This window comes from Palleronia marisminoris, assembly GCF_900172315.1.
Taxonomy (GTDB): domain Bacteria; phylum Pseudomonadota; class Alphaproteobacteria; order Rhodobacterales; family Rhodobacteraceae; genus Palleronia; species Palleronia marisminoris.
On the sequence record NZ_FWFV01000010.1, the window covers coordinates 75803 to 97867 of the forward strand.

General features: G+C 67.7%; 22 protein-coding genes and 1 tRNA gene. 13 read left to right on the forward strand and 10 right to left on the reverse strand.

Annotation, left to right across the window (positions count from 1 at the left end; all coding sequences use genetic code 11):
- Positions 1-2: 2 nt before the first annotated feature.
- The 6 genes from PAM7066_RS15455 to PAM7066_RS15480 all read right to left on the reverse strand — a co-directional run bounded on the left by PAM7066_RS15455 (position 3) and on the right by PAM7066_RS15480 (position 7573).
- Positions 3-743, reverse strand: coding sequence for a squalene/phytoene synthase family protein (locus tag PAM7066_RS15455; RefSeq protein ID WP_085855125.1), 741 nt, complete (start codon positions 741-743; stop codon positions 3-5).
- Complete coding sequence (gene cimA / locus PAM7066_RS15460; protein ID WP_085855126.1) at positions 740-2356, reverse strand: citramalate synthase; 1617 nt, start codon at positions 2354-2356, stop codon at positions 740-742. Before cimA ends, PAM7066_RS15455 begins: the two co-directional genes overlap by 4 nt.
- On the reverse strand, positions 2353-3723 hold the full coding sequence (cysS, locus tag PAM7066_RS15465; RefSeq protein WP_085855127.1) for a cysteine--tRNA ligase: 1371 nt from the start codon (positions 3721-3723) through the stop codon (positions 2353-2355). The genes cimA and cysS overlap by 4 nt, the downstream gene beginning before the upstream one ends.
- 122 nt (positions 3724-3845) lie before the next feature.
- The gene (locus tag PAM7066_RS15470; RefSeq protein WP_085855128.1) at positions 3846-4583 is read right to left on the reverse strand and encodes an outer membrane protein; all 738 of its coding nucleotides are present in this window, start codon (positions 4581-4583) and stop codon (positions 3846-3848) included.
- Between the two features lie 283 nt (positions 4584-4866).
- On the reverse strand, positions 4867-5568 hold the full coding sequence (locus tag PAM7066_RS15475; protein ID WP_085855129.1) for an outer membrane protein: 702 nt from the start codon (positions 5566-5568) through the stop codon (positions 4867-4869).
- Between the two features lie 193 nt (positions 5569-5761).
- Positions 5762-7573 carry an ABC-F family ATP-binding cassette domain-containing protein gene (locus PAM7066_RS15480; RefSeq protein ID WP_085855130.1) on the reverse strand — a complete coding sequence of 604 codons (1812 nt, stop codon included), beginning with the start codon at positions 7571-7573 and terminating at the stop codon, positions 5762-5764.
- A gap of 76 nt (positions 7574-7649) precedes the next feature.
- Between PAM7066_RS15480 and PAM7066_RS15485 the strand changes: the two genes are divergently transcribed.
- The gene (locus tag PAM7066_RS15485) at positions 7650-7952 is read left to right on the forward strand and encodes an ATP-dependent Clp protease adaptor ClpS (RefSeq protein WP_085855131.1); all 303 of its coding nucleotides are present in this window, start codon (positions 7650-7652) and stop codon (positions 7950-7952) included.
- Here PAM7066_RS15485 and PAM7066_RS15490 read toward each other — a convergent pair whose 3' ends face one another.
- Positions 7953-8681, reverse strand: a complete 729-nt coding sequence (locus PAM7066_RS15490; protein WP_085855132.1) for a GNAT family N-acetyltransferase — start codon at positions 8679-8681, stop codon at positions 7953-7955. It lies immediately after the preceding gene.
- A 105-nt stretch (positions 8682-8786) separates the two neighbouring features.
- On the opposite strand from PAM7066_RS15490, the gene msrB reads away from it, so the two are divergent.
- Complete coding sequence (gene msrB, locus PAM7066_RS15495) at positions 8787-9179, forward strand: peptide-methionine (R)-S-oxide reductase MsrB (protein ID WP_085855133.1); 393 nt, start codon at positions 8787-8789, stop codon at positions 9177-9179.
- A 3-nt stretch (positions 9180-9182) separates the two neighbouring features.
- Here the strand turns inward: msrB and PAM7066_RS15500 are convergent, their stop codons facing one another.
- A complete protein-coding gene (locus tag PAM7066_RS15500; RefSeq protein ID WP_085855134.1) occupies positions 9183-9635 on the reverse strand; it encodes an outer membrane protein assembly factor BamE in 453 nt (150 codons plus the stop codon).
- 73 nt (positions 9636-9708) lie between these two features.
- Here PAM7066_RS15500 and PAM7066_RS15505 point away from each other — a divergent pair, with 73 nt between their 5' ends.
- Entirely contained in the window at positions 9709-10245 is a 537-nt protein-coding gene (locus tag PAM7066_RS15505) for a YceD family protein (RefSeq protein ID WP_085855135.1), read from the forward strand.
- Here the strand turns inward: PAM7066_RS15505 and PAM7066_RS15510 are convergent, their stop codons facing one another.
- On the reverse strand, positions 10246-11109 hold the full coding sequence (locus PAM7066_RS15510; protein ID WP_175484692.1) for a metal ABC transporter solute-binding protein, Zn/Mn family: 864 nt from the start codon (positions 11107-11109) through the stop codon (positions 10246-10248).
- Positions 11110-11182: 73 nt separating this feature from the next.
- Here PAM7066_RS15510 and PAM7066_RS15515 point away from each other — a divergent pair, with 73 nt between their 5' ends.
- The 8 genes from PAM7066_RS15515 to PAM7066_RS15550 all read left to right on the forward strand — a co-directional run bounded on the left by PAM7066_RS15515 (position 11183) and on the right by PAM7066_RS15550 (position 19034).
- The gene (locus PAM7066_RS15515; RefSeq protein ID WP_085855137.1) at positions 11183-11650 is read left to right on the forward strand and encodes a Fur family transcriptional regulator; all 468 of its coding nucleotides are present in this window, start codon (positions 11183-11185) and stop codon (positions 11648-11650) included.
- The gene (locus tag PAM7066_RS15520) at positions 11647-12396 is read left to right on the forward strand and encodes a metal ABC transporter ATP-binding protein (RefSeq protein WP_085855138.1); all 750 of its coding nucleotides are present in this window, start codon (positions 11647-11649) and stop codon (positions 12394-12396) included. Before PAM7066_RS15515 ends, PAM7066_RS15520 begins: the two co-directional genes overlap by 4 nt.
- Entirely contained in the window at positions 12389-13171 is a 783-nt protein-coding gene (locus PAM7066_RS15525) for a metal ABC transporter permease (RefSeq protein WP_085855139.1), read from the forward strand. The genes PAM7066_RS15520 and PAM7066_RS15525 overlap by 8 nt, the downstream gene beginning before the upstream one ends.
- Positions 13172-13428: 257 nt before the next feature.
- A complete protein-coding gene (locus tag PAM7066_RS15530) occupies positions 13429-15045 on the forward strand; it encodes a peptide ABC transporter substrate-binding protein (protein ID WP_085855156.1) in 1617 nt (538 codons plus the stop codon).
- Between the two features lie 108 nt (positions 15046-15153).
- Positions 15154-16077 (forward strand): oligopeptide ABC transporter permease OppB, encoded by a 924-nt coding sequence (gene oppB, locus PAM7066_RS15535; protein ID WP_085855140.1) that lies wholly within the window; start codon positions 15154-15156, stop codon positions 16075-16077.
- A 13-nt stretch (positions 16078-16090) separates the two neighbouring features.
- Positions 16091-16999 (forward strand): ABC transporter permease subunit, encoded by a 909-nt coding sequence (locus PAM7066_RS15540; RefSeq protein ID WP_245749718.1) that lies wholly within the window; start codon positions 16091-16093, stop codon positions 16997-16999.
- A complete protein-coding gene (locus tag PAM7066_RS15545; RefSeq protein WP_085855142.1) occupies positions 17000-17971 on the forward strand; it encodes an oligopeptide/dipeptide ABC transporter ATP-binding protein in 972 nt (323 codons plus the stop codon).
- Positions 17972-18029: 58 nt separating this feature from the next.
- A complete protein-coding gene (locus PAM7066_RS15550) occupies positions 18030-19034 on the forward strand; it encodes an oligopeptide/dipeptide ABC transporter ATP-binding protein (RefSeq protein ID WP_085855143.1) in 1005 nt (334 codons plus the stop codon).
- Here the strand turns inward: PAM7066_RS15550 and PAM7066_RS15555 are convergent.
- Positions 19031-20920: a propionyl-CoA synthetase gene (locus PAM7066_RS15555; protein ID WP_085855144.1), complete on the reverse strand. Its 1890-nt coding sequence runs from the start codon at positions 20918-20920 to the stop codon at positions 19031-19033. The genes PAM7066_RS15550 and PAM7066_RS15555 overlap by 4 nt on opposite strands.
- A gap of 113 nt (positions 20921-21033) precedes the next feature.
- Here PAM7066_RS15555 and PAM7066_RS15560 point away from each other — a divergent pair, with 113 nt between their 5' ends.
- Together PAM7066_RS15560 and PAM7066_RS15565 are read left to right on the forward strand one after the other, a co-directional pair.
- Positions 21034-21903: a cation diffusion facilitator family transporter gene (locus PAM7066_RS15560; RefSeq protein ID WP_085855145.1), complete on the forward strand. Its 870-nt coding sequence runs from the start codon at positions 21034-21036 to the stop codon at positions 21901-21903.
- A 42-nt stretch (positions 21904-21945) separates the two neighbouring features.
- Positions 21946-22019 (forward strand) — tRNA-Gly (locus tag PAM7066_RS15565).
- Positions 22020-22065: the final 46 nt, after the last annotated feature.

Sequence of the window (22065 nt, forward strand, 5' to 3'; positions counted from 1 at the left end):
CCTCAGCGACCCAGCGACGCCATCCGCATCAGCCGGAGCCGCCGTATCGCTGGCGCGCGGAGCAGCCGCCCTTCGCGCACCCGCGCCGGGTCCGAGCGCGCGGCGGCAAGCACCGGGCGGGCCTCCCACGCCGCAAGTGCCGCGGGGCGCGCGGCGCGGCTTACGGAACCCAGGCGCGACAGCCCCTCTTCGGCCAGGGCGCGGATGCCGTCGTCGCTTGGATCGGGAAGCGGGGCGAGCCCCCGCGCCTCGAGCTCGGGCACCGCGGTCAGCCACCCGGCCAGTCCGCCGGCCACGCCGACACCGCGCACCTGCGCCTCGTCCGACGCGCCGAGGCACCGCGCGGCGGCCCACATCAAGCTGCCGGCGAGGTCGTCCATGTGCCCCAGAAGCTGACCGGTCCCGACAAAGGGTTCGCGCGCGATTTCCCACCGGCGGGCGGCGACGGCCCGGTCGAGGATGTGCGCGCCCTCGGCGTCGACGATCTCGGCCAGCGGAGTGACGACCTCATGGCGCCGGGGTGTCTTGCCCTCGGCGATCTCGTCCAGCGCGTCGCGCCACCATTGCAGGCGGATCTCGGCGATCATCGGCTCGGCCGTCACCCACGGCGCGCGCGCGGCCTCGACATTGAGCGCGTAGATCGGGAACAGCGCCCTCCGCGCCGCCGGAGGAGCCGCCATCGCCGCGAGGAAGCGGTCGGGGTCGCCGTTCCGGACGATCTCGGCGCAGGCGTTGACGCTCATGGCGCCTCCGCATCGCGGACGAGCTTCCAGTTCACCGCATCGAGCAGCGCCTCGAACGAAGCGTCCACGATGTTGGGCGACACGCCGACCGTGGACCAGCGCCGGCCGGCGCTGTCCATGCTGTCGATGATCACGCGGGTGACGGCCTCGGTCCCGCCTTGCGTGATCCGCACCTTGAAATCGACGAGGTGCATGTCGTCGATCGCCGCCTGGTAGGGACCCAGATCCTTGGCCAGCGCCTTGGACAGCGCGTTGACCGGTCCGCGGTCCGAACCCGTCTCGTCCATGCTTTCGCTGACGCTCATGTGCTTTTGATCGCCGATCTTCACCACGACCACGGCTTCGGACAAGCTGACCATCCGGTTGTACTTGTTCTTCCGCCGCTCGACCGAGACCCGGTAGCGCTTGACCTCGAAGAACGCCGGCAGCCGCCCCAGATGCCGCCGCGCCACCAGCTCGAAGCTGGCCTGCGCGGTGTCGTAGGCGTAGCCGATATCCTCTTTCTCCTTCACCTCCCGCAGGATCTCCAAAAGCCGCGGATCGCCCTTTTCGACCTCGATCCCCATGTCCTGGAGGCGCGCGCGCAGGTTCGACTGGCCCGCCTGGTTCGACATCGGGATGATCCGCTCGTTCCCCACCGTCGCGGGGTCGACATGCTCGTAAGTCGCAGGGTCCTTCGCGATGGCCGAAGCGTGAAGCCCCGCCTTGTGCGCGAAGGCCGAGGCGCCGACGTAAGGAGCATTGTTCCGCGGCACCCGGTTCAGGATCTCGTCGAGCCGCCGCGAGATGCGGGTCAGCGAGTGCAGCCCCTCGGCGCTCACCCCGATCTCGAAGCGGCTGGCATAGGGCTCCTTCAACGCAAGCGTCGGGATCAGGCTGATGAGGTTGGCGTTCCCGCAGCGCTCGCCCAGCCCGTTCAGCGTGCCCTGGATCTGCCGCGCACCCGCCTCGACCGCCGCCAGCGACCCGGCCACCGCCATCCCCGTGTCGTCGTGGCAATGGATGCCCAGTCGGTCGCCCGGAATGCCTGCCGCGATCACCTCGGAGACGACCTTGCCGATCCGCCCCGGAAGGGTGCCCCCGTTGGTGTCGCAAAGCACGATCCAGCGCGCGCCGGCCTCATGTGCGGCGTGCAGGCATTCCAGCGCGTAGGCGGGGTTGGCGTTGTATCCATCGAAGAAATGCTCGGCGTCGAAGATCGCCTCGCGTCCCTGCGCCACGCAATGGGCGACCGAGGCGCGGATGTTCTCGACATTCTCGTCCCGACCGATGCCCAGCGCCGTATCCACGTGATAATCGTGGGTCTTCCCGACGAGACAGACCGACGGTGTTCCCGCGTTCAGAACCGCCGCCAGGACGTCGTCATTTCCGGCCGACCGCCCCGCCCGCTTGGTCATCCCGAATGCGGCGAGGGTCGCGCGCGTGGGGCCGACCGCCTCGAAAAAGGCACTGTCGGTGGGGTTCGCGCCGGGCCAGCCGCCTTCGATGTAGTCGACGCCGAGCGTGTCGAGCATCTTCGCAATCGCCAGTTTCTCGTCCACCGAGAACTGCACGCCCTGGGTCTGCTGCCCGTCCCGCAGGGTGGTGTCGTAGAGGTACAGGCGCTCGGTCACGGCAGCTCCTTCAGGGCGTCGGCGTCGAACCCGACGCCCGGCGACAGTGCCACGCCCTCGCGGCTCATCTTCACCTCGACCCCGGCGGCGACCAGCCGCGCCTTCAACGCGTCCAGTTCCGAGAAGTCCTTCGTCTGCATCGCCTCTGCACGGATATTCGAAAACGCGGTTTCAAGCGCCGACAGATCGACCGCGTCGGCCCACTCTCCGATCCCGGGAGTCAACAGCCCCATGAGCTGCGCCGAGGCCAGAAGCACCCCCGCCTCGACCTCGCCCGCCTCGATCCCGGCGACAAGCTGGTGCAGCACCGCCTGCGCGCCTGCCGTGTTCAGGTCGTCGGACAGCGCCTCGACCACCTGCGGGTCCGGCGTGCCCGGCTCGGCGTCCGTGGTCAGGGCACGCCAGCGACGCAGGGCGCTTTCGGCGCCTTGAATCTTGTCCTCGGTCCAGTCCATCGGCTTGCGGTAATGCGCCGACAGCAGGACGAAACGCATCACCTCACCCGGCGTCCCCTGGTCGAGCCGATCCCGCACCGTGAAGAAATTTCCCAGCGATTTCGACATCTTGCGGCCGTCGACCTGCAACATCTCGTTGTGCAACCAGTAGCGGGCCATCGGCGCGCCGTCATGGGCGCAGGCCGACTGGGCGATCTCGTTCTCGTGGTGTGGGAAGATCAGGTCTCCGCCGCCGCCGTGGATGTCGAAGGTCCGGCCCAGCAGCGCCTCGGACATGGCCGAGCACTCGATATGCCATCCGGGCCGCCCCCTGCCCCACGGGCTGTCCCAGCCCGGCAGACCCTCCTCGGACGGCTTCCACAGGACGAAATCCATCGGATCGCGCTTGTAGGGCGCCACCTCGACCCGCGCGCCGGCCTGCATGTCCTCGAGCGAGCGGCCCGAGAACGCGCCGTAGTGCTCGTAGCTCGAGACCGAGAACAGCACATGGCCCTCGGCCTCGTAGGCGTGACCTTCCGCGATCAGCCGCTCGGTCATCGCGATCATCTGCCCGATGTAGTCGGTTGCCCGCGGCGTCTCGTCCGGCGACAGGCAGCAGAGCGCCGCCATGTCCTCGACATACCAGCCGGTCGTCTCGGCGGTGATGTCCGCGATCGACCGCCCGCTCTCCGCCGCGCGCGCGTTGATCTTGTCGTCCACGTCGGTGATGTTGCGCACATAGGTCACCGCGCCCTCGCCATAGGTGTGGCGCAGCAGGCGGTAGAGCGTGTCGAAGACAACGGCCGATCGCGCGTTGCCCATATGCGCGCGATCATAGACAGTCGGCCCGCAGACATACATCCGCACATTCTCCGGATCGAGCGGCTCGAACGGCTCTTTCCGGCGGGTCGCGAAATTGGTGAGACGGATCATGGCGCGGCTCCTGCGGTCTCGGGCGTCCGCGATGTCGCAATATCCGTGCCCTTAGACAAGGGCCGGCACGAAAAAGGGGCCGGGCACAGGCCCGACCCCTTCTGTCGTTCGATCCGGATGGATCAGAACTGGTAGGCCACGCGGCCCGCGATCGAGGTCGCATCGGCTTCGAGGCCGGTGTCGTCGAAATCGTCGAAGCGGTGGTACAGGACTTCGGCACCGACAACCACGTTGTCCGTAACCTTGTAGTCCACACCGGCACCGATGACGCCACCGACGCCTTCGAATTCCTCTTCGTTGAACTCGGCCTTGGCGTAAGCCGCACCAACCGTACCGTAGACCAGCGTGTTGCCCAAGTCGTAACCGGCGCGCAGCTTCAGGCGGTGAACCTGATCGATGTCGAGGCCTTCGATGTTGTACTCTTCGTCAAGACCGTCGCCGTCGGTGTCCGGGCCGGTGATGATCTGATCATCGCCGCTGATGCCCGTAGCGTTCAGGTCGAGTTCCGCGCCAAGCACGAAGTTACCGAAGTCGTGCTGGTAACCGGCGAAAACACCGCCGATAGCACCGTCGGCGTCAATATCGCCGAAGACGTCGGAGAATGCGGCAACGAGATCGTCATCATCGTCGTCGCCGAAATCGCCGTCACCGTCGGCGTCGATGCTCAGGCCGCCGAGGTCGGCATCGCCGCGAGCGTAGCCCAGCGACGCACCGACGTAGCCGCCGGTCCAGTCCTGCACGGGCATGACGAGGGGCGCGGGGGCCATCGGAACGGGCTCGACCGGGGCGGGGGCGATGCCACCGGCGTAGGCAGCACCGGCGAACAGGGCACCGGCAGCGGTAAGGGTCACGAATTTCATTGTCTGCTCCTACTGAAAACTGGATGTCGCCACGGGGGTACCATGGAATCTGTCCCGGACATCTGTGAGCATAGACACCAATCGGAAGAGTATGTTCCAATCACGAAAGAACACCCAAGCGGAGTGTTGCAAATGGGCGACGAATTTCCTTGCGTCCAGCCCCTGATGCGGCCTTCGCGGTCCGTATCGCACGGCTCGAGGGGCTGAACTTCAACCCGGGCGGTGCACATGAAAAAGGGGCCGGGCACAGGCCCGACCCCTTCTGTCGCTCGATCCGGGTGGATCAGAACTGGTAGGCCACGCGGGCCTGAACGGTGGTAACGTCGGCGTCGACGCCCGTGTCGTCGAAATCGTCGAACTTGTGGTACAGCACTTCGCCGCCGACCACGACGTTGTCGGTCACCTTGTAGTCGACGCCGGCACCGACAACGTAGCCCGTGTCGCTCAGCGTTTCACCGAACGCGTCGGCCTCGGCGTAGGCCGCACCGGCCACACCGTAGATGAGCGTGTTGCCGGCGTCGTAGCCCGCGCGCATCTTCAGACGGTGGATCTGGTCGATGGACACGCCTTCTTCGTCCTCGTCGGAATCATCGAGGAAATCGCTGAAGTCATCGTCGTCGAAGTCGAGGTTCGCAGCGTTCAGGTCGAGTTCGGCGCCGAGCACGAACTGGCCGAAGTCGTACTGGTAACCGGCGAAGGCACCGCCGACGACACCGTCGCCATCGACGTCGAAGATGCCATCGTCATCATCGTCGGTATCATCGTCGTCGTCGAGGATGGCGTCCAGCGCATCGTCGTCACCGTCGAGGTTCACGCCACCCCAACCAAGGGACGCACCTGCATAGCCGCCGGTCCAGTCCTGCGACGGCATGACGATGGGCGCGGGGGCCATCGGGACGGGCTCGACCGGCGCGGGGGCGATGCCACCGGCATAGGCGGCACCGGCAAAGAGGGCGCCAGCAGCGGTAAGAGTTACGAGTTTCATGTTCTGCTCCTTATTAGCACGATGTCGCCGCGGGAAATCCCGTGGAATGTGTCCCGGACATCTGTGGCCATAGACGCCAAATCGGGGGGGATGTTCCAATCACGAAAATTTCGTTCGGCGGCGTGTTGCACCTTGACTACACTCAATTCGGCAAGTTACCGCCGAAAGCTGCCGCAGAATTGCGAGCTTCTCGTCAACCCCCTGACTTCTCTTCCAGAATCAGCCACTCTTCTTCGGCTGAACTCAGCCGATCCTGACGATCGGCCAAAGCGTCGGTCGCTTTGGCGAACTTGACAGGCTCGCGGGCGAATAATTCTGGATCCGCCAACAGCGACTCGAGCTTCGAAATCTCCGACTCGATGCGCGCGATTTCGGTGGGCAGTTCTTTCAGGCGGTGCGTTTCGGTGAAGGTCAGGCCCTGCGATTCCCTGGTCGGACCGTCATTCGCGGATTTCGGAACGGACTGCCGCGGCTTCTCCTGCATGATGTCGGACTCGGCGGGCTTCTGCGCCTGGTAGTCCGACCAGCCGCCGGCATAGGCGGTGACGTGGCCGCCGCCTTCGAATGCCACGGTCTGCGTCGCCACCCGGTCGAGGAAATCCCGGTCGTGGCTGACCAGAAGGACCGTCCCGTCGTAATCGGCCAGCAGGTCCTGCAGCAGGTCGAGCGTTTCGATATCCAGGTCGTTGGTCGGTTCGTCCAGCACCAGGAGGTTGGACGGTTTCGCCATCAATCGCGCCAGAAGCAGCCGCGCCTTTTCGCCCCCCGACAGGGACCGCACCGGCGCGCGGGCCTGCGCTTCCGAAAAGAGGAAGTCCTTGAGGTAGCCGACCACGTGCCGCGGCGTGCCGCGGACCATGATCTGGTCCGCCTGCCCCGAAACGCGCATGTCGGGCGAGCCCGTCAGGCTGTCCCACAGCGTCATGTCCGGATCAAGCGCCGCGCGGGACTGGTCGAACACCGCGAGTTCCAGGTTGGTGCCCTGGCGGACCTTGCCGCTGTCGGGCTCGAGCTCGCCAGTCAGCATCTTCAGCACGGTCGTCTTGCCCACGCCGTTCGGGCCGACGAAGGCCACCCGGTCGCCCCGCGCGATCTTGATCGAGAACGGCTGCAGGATCGTCCGGTCGCCATAGCTCTTGGTGATCGCGTCCGCTTCGATCACCTTCTTGCCCGATTGCGACCCGCTTTCGAGATCGAGCGCGGCGGTCCCCTGCCGGCGGATCATGTTCGACCGTGTCTCGCGCAGCTTCCCAAGCTCACGCACGCGGCCCTGGTTGCGCTTGCGCCGGGCCGAGATGCCCTCGACCGCCCATTTCGCCTCGGCCTTGATCTTGCGGTCGAGCTTGTGGCGTTGCTGGTCCTCGTCCTCCCAGACCTTGTCGCGCCAGTCCTCGAAGCTCTCGAAGCCCTGCTCCAGCCGGCGCACCTGGCCGCGGTCGATCCACAGCGTGGCGCGGGTCAGGTTCCGCAGGAACGCCCGGTCGTGCGAGATCAGCACGAAGCCCGACCGCGTGCTCGTCAGCTGCTGCTCGAGCCAGGCGATCGCCCGAATGTCGAGGTGGTTCGTCGGCTCGTCCAGAAGCATCAGCTCGGGCGCCTCCGCCAGCAGCTTGGCCAGCGCTGCGCGCCGCCGCTCGCCGCCCGAAGCCTTCGCGGGGTCCGTGGCGGGGTCGAAGGTCAGGTCGTCGGCGACCATCTCGACCTTGTAGGCCTCGGATGGGTCGAGGGCCGAGGTCGCGAAATCGCCAAGCGTCGCGAAACCCTCCATCGAGGGTTCCTGCTCCATGTAGCCGACCGTGGTCCCGGGCGAGAGGACGCAGCCGCCGCGGTCGGGCTCGACCAATCCGGCCATGACCTTCATCAGGGTGGATTTGCCCGATCCGTTCCGGCCGACCAGCGCCACCCGGTCGCCCGGTTGCACGACGAGGTCGAGATCCGAGAAGATCGGATCGCCGCCGAAGGTGAGGGAAATGTCGGAGAGTTGTAAAAGCGGTGTGCGTGCCATCCGCGCGAGGTAGAGGGCGCCGCGTGCCTTATCAAGACGCCGATGCCGGCCCGCGCGAACGATCTACGTAACGCTCATGCCCCACGCCCCGACGACACCCCGGACCGAGGCCCGGCCGAAGACGGCCCGCCCGCCGCTCTACAAGGTGATCCTGCTGAACGACGATTTCACGCCGCGCGACTTCGTGGTGACGGTGCTGAAGGCGGTGTTCCGGATGGGCGAAGGCGAGGCCCTGGGCGTCATGCTGGCCGCTCACCAGCTCGGAGCCGCGGTCGTCGCCGTCTTCACCCGCGAGATCGCCGAGGAGAAGATCCTCCGCGCCCACGAGATGGCCGCGGCCGAGGATCACCCGCTGACCTTCACCTCCGAGAAGGAGTAGTCAGCCCGCCACGGCCCGCAGTAGACGTTGCCGTGCGGGCGGAATGGCTCCGATCTCGACGCCGGTGAAGACGTGCATCGTCCCCATCTCGTCATCCACCACCGCATGATCCGACACCCAGCCGCCCATGGTGAGGTAGGTGCGCAGCAGCGGCGGCATCGCCGCCATCGCGCGCCGCGGGTCCAGCGGCCGGGTCAGCGCGCGCGCCAGCGCCACCACGCGCGGCGCCTTCACGCGGGGCAGCCAGCGCGGCGGCGCAACGTGGCGCTGGTGCAGGAAGGCGAAGGCATCGGCATGGGTCTTGGCGTCGGTCCCCTGGAACGAGGCGCAGCCGAACAGCATCTCGACCCCCTCGTCATCCACGATCCGCGTCAGCGCACCCCAGGCCAGCCGCAGGATGTCGGGGTCACGGTGGTCGGGATGGATGCAGAAGCGCCCCAGCTCGACCATCTTGCCGTCGAACGCGCCGAGCTTGCCCAGCTCGTAGTAGCGCGCCGAGTAGGACGCGCCGATCTCGGCCCCGTTGGCCAGCGGCATGAGGCGGAAGGTGCAGACCGCCGTGCCGGTGCGGATGTCCTCGATCATGACGTGGCGGCAGCGGGCATCGTACTCGTCCCCCGCCGCGCGGTCGGCGGGAAAAACCGTCGCCCGAAGTGCCAGGCACCGCGCGATTTCGACCGAACTCTGCGCCTCGAAGACCCGGTAACGGCCCTTTGCCAGTATGGTCATGACACCGACCCCACCCTTTCAACGCCCTCACTGGACCTTAAATAGGCCTGCAAACGCAATAGCGGACACGACGCGACGTATCCGTGACACAAAACCGAGGACAGCATGGAAAAAGTGCAGAAATCCGACACCGAATGGCGCGAAGCGCTTTCCGATCTCGCCTACAAGGTGACCCGCAAGCATGGCACCGAACGCGCCGGCACCCACGAGGACTTCCCCGCGGGCCCCGGCACCTACAACTGCGTCTGCTGCGGCCTGCCGGTGTTCGACCAGGATCACAAGTTCGACAGCGGCACCGGCTGGCCGTCGTTCTACGAGCCGGCCGATCCCGGGAATGTCGAGACCTCCGAGGACCGCAAGCTCTTCATGAAGCGGACCGAAGTGCACTGCGCCCGGTGCGAGGCGCATCTGGGGCACGTCTTTCCAGACGGACCCCAGCCCACCGGCCTGCGCTACTGCATCAACGGGGTCGCCCTCGAGTTCGAACCCAAGGGCTAGACCTCAACCGTCGTCGAAGAAATCGGCCGGGTTGAAGGCGCCCACGTTACGGAAGAGCTGGCGCAGGAAGCTGATGCCCTCGGTGCTTTGCGTCGTGGTGCGGCGCGACAGTCGCACCACCCGGCCATCCTCAAGCCCGTAGCGTTCGATATTCGAAAGCGCGCCATTCTCGGCGAACGAGATCGCAAGGACCTCGCGATCCACCTCTTCCGGGGCGAGCGCCCCGTAGTGGCGGAACCGGCTTTGCACGTAATACCACGAATCCGCACCAAGCACGCCGGTCGAGGTCGGTCGGCCCACGGCCGCGGCAACCTCGTCGCGCGTCGCGACGCCGACCTGCAGCGGGGCGAGCTCGTCGTCGGGGGGCACGTAGCCGTGCGTTTCATAGACGGCGGAGCAGGCCGCCAGCGTCAGGGCAAGAAGGCCCGCCACCAGCAGACGTAGATGATTGCTCATGTGTGGTCCCTTGTCCCTTTGCCCTGTCGCTGCCTACATCAATGAGGATGGAACGATCAAGAATGGAGGGGCCATGCCGCCCGAGAGCGACGACACCAGGATCCGCCTGACCGGCACCGGCCCGCGCGAGCCCCGCGAGTTCGACCTGCGCCCCGACGAGGCCACCCGTGCCGCGCTGGCCGCCGAGTTCGACCTTTCCGCGCTGCGCAAGTTGCGATTCGCGGGGCAGTTGGTGCCCACGGGCCGACGCGACTGGCGGCTCGAGGCGACGCTCGGGGCGACGGTCGTGCAGCCCTGCGGCGTGACGCTCGAGCCGGTGACGACCCGGATCGACGAAGAGATCTTGCGTCATTTCATGGCCGACTGGTCCGCGCCGGAGGTGGCCGAGCACGAAGTCTCGGAGGACACCGACGACGAACCCCTGCCCGCCGTACTCGACCTGATGGCTGTGATCGCCGAAGAGCTGTCGCTTGCCATCCCGGCCTTTCCCCGCGCCGAAGGGGTGGACGAGGTCGAGGCCGAGGCCCGGCCCACGGGGGCCGAGCCGATCAGGGACGAAGACACCAAGCCCTTCGCGGGCCTGCGCGACGCGCTCTCGCGCGACAACTGATCAACGCGACGCGCAGGTTTCGGACAGGTCCCCGATCCCGGCGATGAGTGCCAGGTAGGCACCCAGCCCCTCGGCCCCGTCGAGCCCAGTCAGCGGCAGGGTGACGATCGGCAGGTCATGCGTCTCGCTCAGCCGCTGCGCCTGCGAGCGGTCGTCGCCCGGCGCGGCCAGCAGGCACGCGATGTCGCCCTCTTCGATCCGCGCCTCGATCTCGCGCAGGTGCTTCACGCCGGGACGCGTCGCGTCGCTTTGCGAGATCGCCCCCGCGATCTGAAGGTCGAACGCCTCGGCGGCGGGCCCCCAGGCATCATGCACCACGAGAATCGCACCCGGCGGGGTCGCGTCGAGCCGCGCCCGCGCACCGGCGGCCGCCTGGCGGATCGTCGCGGCAGCCTCGGCGGCGTTGGCGTGGTAGGTCTCGGTTGCGGCCGGCTCCAGTTCGATCAGCGACTCGGCAATGACGTCGAGCCAGCGCGCGGCCGTTTCGGGATCGAGCCAGGCGTGCATGCCATGATCATGCGCGTGCGCCTCCTCGTCGCCTTCGTGGCGGTGCTCATCCTCGGCCTCGTGGTGATCGTGATCCTCGGCCGAATGCGCGCCGTCCTCGGCCTCGAGCAGCAGGACGCGGGCCGAGAGGTTCCCGGTCGGCCCGTCGAGCCACGGGGTCAGGCCGTCCCCAAGCCGCACGACGAGGTCCACCGAGGACAGCGCGCGCGCCTGGCTCGGCCGCAGCGAGGCGGTATGCGGGTCGTCGCCCGCCTCCAGCAAGGACGGGACCGGCGCCCCCAGGACGGCGGCCGAAAGGCCTGCGGTCAGGGGAAGGTCGGCGATGACGGACGGCTCGGCCCACAGCGGGGTGGCCACGATAGCGGGGAGGAGGGCAAATCTGATCATGGCGTACTTGCTAGCCCGAGTGTTATACTATATCAAGCCCCTCATGACATGCTCTTCCTTCGATCCGCACGATCACGCCGCCTGCCGCGCCACGGCGCTGTCGCAGGCCGAATCCGCCTGCGCCGCCCAAGGGCTGCAATTCACGCCGATGCGCCGCCGCGTGCTCGACGTGCTTCTGGGGGCACCCAAGGCCATGGGGGCCTACGACATCCTCGAACTCGTCACACCCGAGGGACAGAAGCGCCAGCCGCCCGCCGTCTACCGCGCGCTCGACTTCCTGACCTCGAATGGATTCGCCCATCGGCTGGAGAAGCTGAACGCCTATGTCGCCTGCGCCTGCCCCGGTGCGGCCCATCGCCCCGCCTTCCTGATCTGCCGGGTCTGCGACCGGGTGGCCGAAGCCACCGACGTGGCCCCGCGCCGGCTGGGTGACGAGGCCGCCGCACAGGGCTTTCGCATCGAGCGCACGGTGGTCGAAGCCCTGGGCATCTGCCCCGGTTGCGCAGCATGAGCCTTGCCGCGCTCGAGGACGTCACCCTCAGGCGGAACGGCGAGGCGGTGCTCGACGCCGTGTCCCTGTCCGTCGATGCGGGCGAGATCGTCACGCTGGTCGGCCCGAACGGGTCCGGCAAGACGACGCTGGTGCGCACCCTGCTGGGGGCCGTGCCGCCCGACAGCGGCCGTGTGACCCGGCGTCCGGGCCTTCGCGTCGGCTACGTGCCGCAGCGGCTCTCCATCGACCCGACCCTGCCGATGACCGTGGGGCGCTTTCTGCGCCTGCCGAACCGGCATCCGTGGGACGCGATCCACACGGCGCTGGAGGATGCCGGCCTGCCGGACGTCGCCGACCGCCCCCTCGCCGCGCTGTCGGGCGGTCAGTTGCAACGTGCGCTGCTGGCCCGGGCCCTGATCGGCGACCCCGAACTCCTGATCCTCGACGAACCGACGGCCGGGCTCGACCAGCCCGGCGCCGCGGCCTTCTACCGCAGGATCGAAACCTTGCGCGACAGCCGCGGCTGCGCCGTCCTGCTGGTCAGCCACGACCTGCACGTCGTCATGGCCGCATCGGACCGGGTGATCTGCCTGAACGGCCATGTCTGCTGCGAGGGCACACCTGCCGTGGTCGCATCGGCACCCGCCTACCGCGCCCTGTTCGGCGACGGCACGGGCGGCGCGCTCGCGCTCTATCGGCACGAGCATGGCGGCCACCGGCACGAGCATCCCCACCCACACCACCACGAGACTGCGAATGGATGACTTTCTGCTGCGGGCGGCGCTCGCGGGAACGGGGCTGATCCTTGCGACGGCGCCGCTGGGGTGCTTCGTCGTCTGGCGCCGCATGGCCTATTTCGGAGACGCCACCGGCCACGCCGCGATCCTGGGCGTCGCGATCGCCGTCGTCCTGTCCCTGCCCCTCATCGTCGGAGTCCTTGCCACCACGGTGGTCTTCGGCGCGCTGCTGTTCGCGCTGACCCGCGAGGGGACCAGCGCGGACACGGTGCTGGGCGTGCTCAGCCACGCGCTGCTGGCCATCGGGCTCGTGGGGGTGGCGCTCGCTCCGGGGCCGCGGATCGACCTCGAGGGGCTGTTGTTCGGCGACATCCTCGCGGTGCGGCAGATGGATGTCTGGCTGATCTGGGCCGGAGGCGCGGCGGTCGCCGCCATCATCGCGGCGCGGTGGAACGCGCTGCTGACCGCGACGCTGGGCGACGACCTGGCCCGCGCGGGCGGCATCGATCCGGCGCGCGACACGGCGCTGCTGACGGGCCTGCTGGCCCTGACGGTGGCGCTTGCGCTGAAGATGGTGGGGGCGCTGCTGATCTCGGCCCTGCTGATCATCCCCGCCGCGGCGGCCCGGCCCTTCGCGCGCAGCCCCGAGGGGATGGTCGCCCTCACGGCCGTCCTAGGGCTGACCTCGGTCCTGGGCGGGCTCGGCCTGTCCTTCGTGATCGACAGTCCCGCCGGCCCCTCGATCATCGTCGCCGCCGCCGCGATGTACGCAGCGGCGCGCGTGGCCCAGGCGGCGCGCTAGCCGCTCTGCCACGGGCAGCGAAGCGGCAGGCTCGACGAGGTAGCGCTGCGCGCAGCGACCTGCGGCTGCGCCGTAGCCACGATCTTGCGCACGAACGCGTCGCAGCGACGCGGATCTAACGGCCGGTTCCCGCGCGGAGAAACGACGCCGCGTCCAAGTCGGTTGCCCGCTTGCGTGTTGCAGCCCTAGGTTGAAGGATGAAGGTCTGCACGGTGGCAATGCGTAAAAGGCCGCCGGCCAACAGGGAGATGAAAGTCATGATGCGAAGAACCCTTCTGACCGTGACCAGCACCGCCGCACTTCTGGCTGCCGGTCCGCTTGCCGCCGCCGATGTGCCCGAGGGCGTCGAGCTGGCCGAGGACCAGAGCTTTTCCTACCGCGAGCTTGATCAGCCGGCCTCGATCGACCCGCAGCTGGTCGAAGGCGTCCCCGGCGCCCACGTGATCCAGCAGCTCTTCGAAGGGCTGATGATCCAGGACGAGAACGGCCAGCTCGTCCCCGGTGTCGCCACCGGCTTCGAGGCCAACGAGGACAACACCGAGTTCACCTTCACCCTGCGCGACGATGCCCGCTGGTCGAACGGCGATCCCGTCACCGCGGGCGACTTCGTCTATGCGTGGCAGCGCGCCGCCGATCCGGCGACAGCCTCGACCTACGCGTGGTTCGTGGAACTGGCCGGCATCCAGAACGCCGCCGAGATCATCGCCGGCGAGGCCGAGCCCGACACCCTGGGCGTCGAGGCGGTGGACGACCACACGCTGCGCGTCTCGCTCGTGGACCCGAAGCCCTGGTTCCCGCAGATGACCGCGCACACCACGCTGGCCCCAGTCCACCAGCCCACGATCGAAGAGCACGGCGATGCCTGGACGAACCCCGGGAACATCGTCTCGAACGGCGCCTACGTGCTCGATGAGATGCAGCTCAACGAATACTGGAGCGCCTCGAAGAACCCGGAATACTGGGACGCCGACAACGTCGTGATCGAGGACGTCTCGAGCTACATCATCAACGACACCAGCCAGGCCCTGACCCGCTGGGAAGCTGGCGAGTTCGACCTGCTGGAGCCCGTCCCCGCCGGCAGCTATCCGCGCCTCCAGGAGCAATACCCCGACGCCGCGCATTCCACCCCGCGCCTCTGCACCTACTACTACACCCTGAACCAGGGCGAGAACGGTCCCGAGGCGCTGAAGGACCCCCGCGTGCGCCAGGCGCTGGCGCTGGCGATCGACCGCGACGTGATCGTCGACCGCCTGCTGCAGGGCGGCCAGGGTTCGGCCTTCACCTTCACGCCCGACGCCACCGACGGTTTCGTCGCCCCCGAGATCGAGCACGCCGACTGGACCCAGCAAGAGCGTGACCAGCGTGCGAAGGAACTGATCGAAGAGGCCGGCTACGACGACCTGAACTTCGACCTGCTCTTCAACACCGACGAGTCGCACCGCCAGATCGCCACGGTCATCAGCCAGATGTGGAGCCAGAAGCTGGGGGTCGAGACGACGCTGCAGAACCAGGAATGGTCCACCTATCTCGACACGCGCCGCGAGGGGGATTTCGACATCGCGCGCGCTGCCTGGTGCGGCGACTACAACGAGCCATCGACCTTCCTCGGCGTGTTGAGGACGGGCGTTCCGCAGAACTCGGGCAGCTTCTCGAACGAGGAATACGACGCGCTTCTCGACCAGGCGCCGACGGCCGAGGATCGCGAGGGGATCTACACCCAGGCCGAAGCCATCCTGTCGGAAGAGATGCCCGTCATCCCGATCTACCACTACGCCAACGCGTTCCTGCTTGACCCGGCGATCAAGGGCTTCCCGATGAACAACGTCGAGAACAACTGGTACGTGAAGAACTTCTACCGCGTCGCGGAAGAGTGATCTGACCGGGGGCGCCGCACCGCGCCCCCTTCGACCCCGGCGCGGCCGCAACCTGGGTCGCGCCGATCCTTACGAACGTCTGGGCGGCCCCCGCCCCGGAGACACCCCTTGACCAGCTTCATCCTGCGCCGCCTTGCAGTGGCAATCCCGACGCTTCTGGCGCTCATCGTCTTTTCGTTCCTCCTGATGGAGTTCGCCCCGGGCAGCCCCTTCGCCACCGAGCGCGGCATCCCGCCCGAGGTGATGGCAAACCTCGAGGCGAAATACGGTCTCGACCGCAGCCTGGTCGAGCGCATGGCGATCTATGTCTGGAACATCGTCACCCAGTTCGACTTCGGACCGTCCTTCGCCTTCTCGAACCGGTCGGTGAACGACATCATCGCGCAGGGCTTCCCGGTGACGCTGACCTACGGGGTCTGGTCCTTCATCGTCGCGGTGGCAGTCGGCGTCAGCCTCGGCATCATCGCCGCGATCCGCCACAACTCATCCGTCGATTACGCGGCCGTGGGCTTCACCGTGGGCGCGCAGGTGCTGCCGAACTTCGTGATGGCGCCGATCCTCGTGTTGATCTTCACGCTGTGGCTGGGATGGCTGCCGGGCGGTGGCTGGCGCGGCGGGCAGATCGAGTACATCATCCTGCCGGTCATCGCGCTATCGACGTCGTACATGGCGTCGATCGCCCGGATCACGCGGTCGTCGATGCTGGAGGTGCTGAACGCCAACTTCATCCGCACCGCCCGCGCCAAGGGCCTGCCGATGCGCCGGGTGATCCTGCGCCATGCGCTCAAGCCTGCACTGCTGCCGGTCGTCAGCTACCTCGGCCCCGCCTTCGTGGGCATGATCACCGGGTCGGTCGTGATAGACGTGTTCTTCTCGACCGGGGGGATCGGGCAGTTCTTCGTCAACTCGGCGCTGTCGCGGGATTATTCGGTGATCCTTGGCATCACGATCCTGTTCGGCGCGCTGACCATCGCCTTCAACCTTCTCGTCGACATCGCCTATGCGTGGATCGACCCCAAGATCCGGTACTGACATGTCCGACATCATGACATCGGAAACCGAGATGGAGCCCGGCCTGCCGCACGGCAAGGGTCGCTCTCTCTGGGCCGACGCCCGCCGCCGGTTCCTGCGCAACAAAGCAGCCGTCGCCTCGCTGGTCGTCCTGGCGCTGGTGCTGGTCTTCGCCTGCCTCGGTCAGCTTCTGACCCCCTGGAGCAACGAGGAGATCGACTGGAACCTTCTCGGGATGATCCCGCAGGAGGGCGGCCCCAGCCTCGTGAACCGCCACTATTTCGGCGTGGACGAGACCGGCCGCGACCTCTACGCCCGCGTCGTGCAGGGCACCCGGATCAGCCTTGCGGTCGGCATCGTCGGCGCGCTGATCTCGGTCGTCGTGGGCACGGCTTACGGCGCGGTGGCGGGCTATGTCGGCGGCAAGACCGACAACGCGATGATGCGCTTCGTCGACCTGATGATGTCGATCCCCTACATGTTCGTGCTGATCCTGCTGCTGGTGATCTTCTCGCGCTCCATCGTGATGCTCTTCGTCGGGATCGGGCTGATCTCGTGGCTCGACATGGCGCGGATCGCGCGGGGCCAGACGCTGTCGATCAAGAACACGGAGTATGTCGAGGCCGCGCAGGCCATCGGCGTCTCGACCCCCACCATCATCCGCCGCCACGTCATCCCGAACCTGCTGGGCGTCGTGATCGTCTACGCGACCCTGTTGGTGCCGCAGATGATCATCTTCGAGTCGTTCATCTCGTTCCTCGGCCTCGGCGTGCAGGAGCCGTCGACCTCGTGGGGCGCGCTGATCAACCAGGGGGCGGCGAACCTGCGCAACGGCACGCCCTGGATGCTGGGCTTCCCCCTCGCCTTCTTCGTCGTCACTTTGTTCGCCATGTTCTTCCTTGGCGATGGCCTGCGCGACGCTCTCGACCCCAAGGACCGCTGAATGCCGCTGCTTTCCGTCAGAAACCTGGGCGTCTCGTTCGACACGCCGGACGGCACCGTGAATGCCGTGAACGGCCTCGGCTTCGATATCGACCGGGGCGAGACCCTCGCCATCGTGGGCGAGTCGGGCTCGGGCAAGTCCCAGACCGCCTTCGCCGCCATGGGCCTTCTGGCTCGCAATGGCCGTGCCACCGGATCGGTCGAGTTCGACGGGCAGGAGATTCTCGGGCTGTCCCAGAAGAACCTGAACAAGGTCCGTGGCGACGCGATGTCGATGATCTTCCAGGATCCGATGACCTCGCTGAACCCCTACCTCAAGGTCGGGCCGCAGATGACCGAGGTGCTGCAGCTGCACAAGGGGATGGGCAAGCGGCAGGCCCGGGACGAAGCTGTGCAGATGCTCGACGCGGTGCGGATCCCCGACGCGAAGGCGCGTCTGAACCAGTATCCGCACGAGTTCTCGGGGGGCATGCGCCAACGCATCATGATCGCCATGGCGCTGCTCTGCCGGCCCAAGCTCCTGATCGCGGACGAGCCGACGACGGCGCTGGACGTGACCGTGCAGGCGCAGATCATGACACTGCTGGCCGAGATCCGGGCCGAGTTCGACTCTGCCATGATCCTAATCACCCACGACCTCGGGATCGTGGCCGACACCTGCGAACGCACGCTCGTCATGTATGGCGGCCGCGTGATGGAGACGGGTCCGACCGACGCGCTGTTCGAGCGTCCGACCCACCCCTACACGGTCGGCCTGATGAAGGCTGTGCCTCGCCTCGACGTGGATCAGGACGAGCTCGAGACGATCCCGGGCGAGCCCCCCGACATGAGCAGCCTCCCGGACGGCTGCCCCTTCGCGCCCCGCTGCGCCCATGTGCGCGACGTGTGCTGGCCCGTCATGCCGCCGCTGGAGCCCTCGGGCCGGCTCCTGCGCGCCTGCCACGCCCCTGTCGAAGAGGTGCCCGCGCCATGACCCCTGTATCCCCGACGACACATGCCGCCCGCCCCGAGACGGCAGGAAAGGCGCCGCGATGACCCTTCTGAGCGTCCGCAACCTCGACGTCACCTTCGACGTCAGCCCCCGCGGCGCGTGGCCGTGGACGCCGCCGCTGAAGCTGCAGGCGGTCAGGGACATGAGCTTCGACCTCGAAGAGGGGCAGACCCTTGGCGTGGTGGGCGAGTCCGGCTCGGGCAAGTCCACCCTCGCCCGCGCCCTGATCGGGACGGTTCCGGCCACCGGAGGCCAGATCCTCTGGAGCGACACAGACCTGCGCAAGATGTCCCCGCGCGACCGGCGCAGGCACCGGCGCGAGGTGCAGATGGTGTTCCAGGATCCGCTCGCCGCGCTGAACCCGCGCATGAACGTGGGTCAGATCATCGCCGAGCCCCTGATCACCCACAAGCCCGACGTGCCCGCCAAGGAGGTGCGCCGCCGCGCCGGCGAGATGATGGAGCGCGTGGGCCTTCTGCCGAACCTCCTGAACCGTTACCCGCACGAATTCTCGGGCGGCCAGTGCCAGCGCATCGGCATCGCCCGCGCCCTGATCCTCAAGCCCCGCCTGCTGATCTGCGACGAGCCCGTTTCGGCGCTGGACGTGTCGGTGCAGGCGCAGGTGGTGAACCTTCTGAAGGAGCTCAGCCGCGAGATGGGCCTGTCGATGATCTTCATCGCCCATGACCTCAGCATCGTGAAGCACGTCTCGGACCGCACGCTCGTCATGTATCTGGGCCGCAAGATGGAGGAAGCCGAGTCGCGCCAGTTGGTCCGCGCGCCGCGCCATCCCTACACCCAGGCGCTGATCGCCTCGGTCCCGATCCCGGATCCCGCGCGCGAGAAGCTGCGCGAGCGCCCGGTGCTCGAGGGGGAGCTGCCCTCGCCCGTGAACCCGCCCTCGGGCTGCGTCTTCCGCACCCGCTGCCCCAAGGCCCAGCCCGACTGCGCCGAGCGCGTCCCCCCGATGCTGGAACCCGAGGATGGCCACAGGGTCGCCTGCCAATATCAAGAGGTGATCTCGCCCCTCGCCAGAACCGGCTAGGTGCCTTTTTTCGGGTAGCCCAGCAGCTGCACCCGCGCGCCGATCTCGTCCAGGATCGCGGGGTCGTCGATGGTGGCGGGCGCCTTTACGTGCTCGCCATCGGCGATCTGGGCCATCGTCTTGCGCAGGATCTTGCCCGAGCGGGTCTTGGGCAGACGCTCGACCACCGTGGCCAGCTTGAACGCCGCGACCGGGCCGATCTTTTCCCGCACCAGCGCGACCAGCTCTGCCCGGATCTGCTCGTCGGTGGTCTCGGCCCCCTTCTGCAGCGTCACGAAGCCCATTGGAAGCTGGCCCTTGACCGGGTCGCTGATCCCGACCACCGCGCATTCGGCGACCAGAGGGTGCGTGGCCAGCACCTCTTCCATCAGCCCCGTGGACAGCCGATGCCCCGCCACGTTGATGACGTCATCCGTGCGCGCCATGATCCAGAGGTAGCCGTCCTCGTCCATCATTCCCGCGTCGCCGGTGTTGTAGTAGCCGGGAAAGCGGTCGAGATAGGCCTTCCGATACCTCTCGTCATTGCCCCAGAGCGTCGGCAGCGTACCCGGCGGCAGCGGCAGCCTGATCGCGATGGAGCCGAGTTCGCCCTCGGGCATCTCGGCCCCGTTCTCGTCCAGGATGTGCACCTCGTAGCCCGGCATCGGCAGGGTGGGCGAGCCGATCTTGACCGGCAGCGCCTCGATCCCGACCGGATTGCCGGCGATGGTCCAGCCGGTTTCGGTCTGCCACCAGTGGTCGTAGACCGGCTTGCCCATGACCCTCCGCGCCCAGAGGATCGTGTCGGGATCCGCGCGTTCCCCCGCAAGGTACAGCGCCCGCAGGCCCAAGATGTCGTGGCCCTTCATCTGCGCGGCCTCGGGGTCCTCCTTGCGGATGGCGCGGAAGGCGGTGGGGGCGGTGAAGAAGGATTTGACGTCATGCTCGGCGATGACGCGCCAGAAGGTCGAGGCGTCGGGGGTTCCGACGGGCTTGCCCTCGAACACGATCGTGGTGTTGCCGTGGATCAGGGGCGCGTAGCAAATGTAGCTGTGGCCGACGACCCAGCCCACGTCCGAGGCGGCCCAGAAGACCTCTCCCGGATCGACGTTGTAGATGTTCTTCATCGTCCAGTACAGCGCGACGAGGTGGCCGCCGGTGGGGCGCACCACGCCCTTGGGCTGCCCGGTCGTGCCGCTGGTATAGAGGATGTAGCACGGGTGGTCGCCGCGCACGGATACGCAATCGGCCGGCTCGGCACCGGCCAGCGCCTCGTGCCAGTCCACGTCCCGACCGGGGGTGAGGTCGGCGCGAAGCTCTGGCCGTTGCAGGATCACGCAGAAGTCGGGCTTGTGCGCGGCCCGTCCGATGGCCCCGTCCAGCAGCGGCTTGTAGGGGACGACGCGCGTCGGCTCGACCCCGCAAGAACCCGCGATCACCGCCTTGGGGCGTGCATCGTCGATCCGGGTGGCCAGTTCGGCGGACGCGAAGCCGCCGAACACGACCGAGTGGATTGCGCCGATCCGCGTGCAGGCCAGCATCGCCACCAGCGCCTCGGGCACCATCGGCATGTAGATCACGACCCGGTCGCCCGACTCGATCCCGCGCGCCTTCAGCGCCCCGGCCAGCCGCGCGCAGCGGTCCTGCAGCTCGGCATAGGTGATCTTCGCCTTCGTTCCCGTGACGGGGCTGTCGTAGATGATGGCTACCCGGTCGCCATGGCCCGCAGCGACATGGCGGTCCACCGCGTTGTGGCACGTGTTGGTCATCCCGTCGGGAAACCATGTGGTGCCGTCGTCGGACCTGGCGGAGGTAGGGAAGGCGTCCCAGTCGATCGCCTTCGCCTGCTCCATCCACCACCCCTCGGGGTCGGCCTTCCAGGCCGCATAGACCGTCGCGTATGTCATGGCTGTCCTCCCATGAAAATCAGTGCCGCCCCGGAGCGTTTCGCGCAAGTTGTCGAAGGTATTTTGATGCCGACGGGTGCCGCCCCCGTCCGTCCCGCGCTAGAGAGGGCGTCATGACCCGCACGATCGACGACCAAGCCAATCTTCGCGTCCAGGCGGCCTCGGTCGGCGTGGCGGTGACGCTCGTGCTGGCAAAGCTTTGGGCGGTCTATGTGACGGGTTCGCTGGCGGTGGCCGCGTCGCTGGTGGATTCCGGCATCGACCTGCTGGTGTCGCTGGGGGGACTCTGGGCGATCCGCTACGCGCAGCGCCCGCCTGACAGCGATCACACCTTCGGGCACAGCTCGGCCGAGGACCTCATGGCGCTCATGCAGGCGGCCTTCATCCTCATCTCGGCCATGGTCATCGCGGGCACCGCCCTGTCGCGGATCGGCGAGACCTCGGAACTCGGGTCCGAGGGCGCGGGCATTGGCGTCATGGTGCTGTCCATCGTGCTGACGCTGGGCCTCGTCGCCTACCAGACGCGCGTGTGCCGGCAGACCGGCAATCGCGTCGTGGCGGCCGACCGGCTGCACTATATCGGCGACCTCGTGCCCAACCTGGGCGCGATCCTCGCCCTCGCCGCCTCGGGCCTGTTCGACGTGACGCTGATCGACACCGTGGTCGCGCTGATCGCCGCCGCAATCCTGGCGGTCGGTGCGCTGAAGATCGGGTCGGGCGCGTGGGATGCCCTGATGGACCGGGCCGCACCCGACGATCTGTCCCGGACCATCGACCAACTCGTCGCGGACCATCCCGGGATCGAGGGGCACCACGACCTGCGCAGCCGCACCGCCGGCGCCCGGATCTTCGTGAACCTGCATCTCGAGATCGACGGCAGCCTGACCCTCGACGCGGCGCACGAGATCGGCGAGGACATCCGGCGCGACATCATCGCCCGCTACCCGGAAGCCGACGTCATCATCCATCACGACCCGGTCTGACGCTTGCACCCGCGCCCCGCGCTTGTTAGGAGAACTGTCAGCGCGGGCGTTGTGTAATGGTAAGACCCTTGCCTTCCAAGCAAGAGATGCGGGTTCGATTCCCGCCGCCCGCTCCAGCTTCCTCCGTGTCCCTGACGCACGCATCGGGGGCCCGCGCCGGGG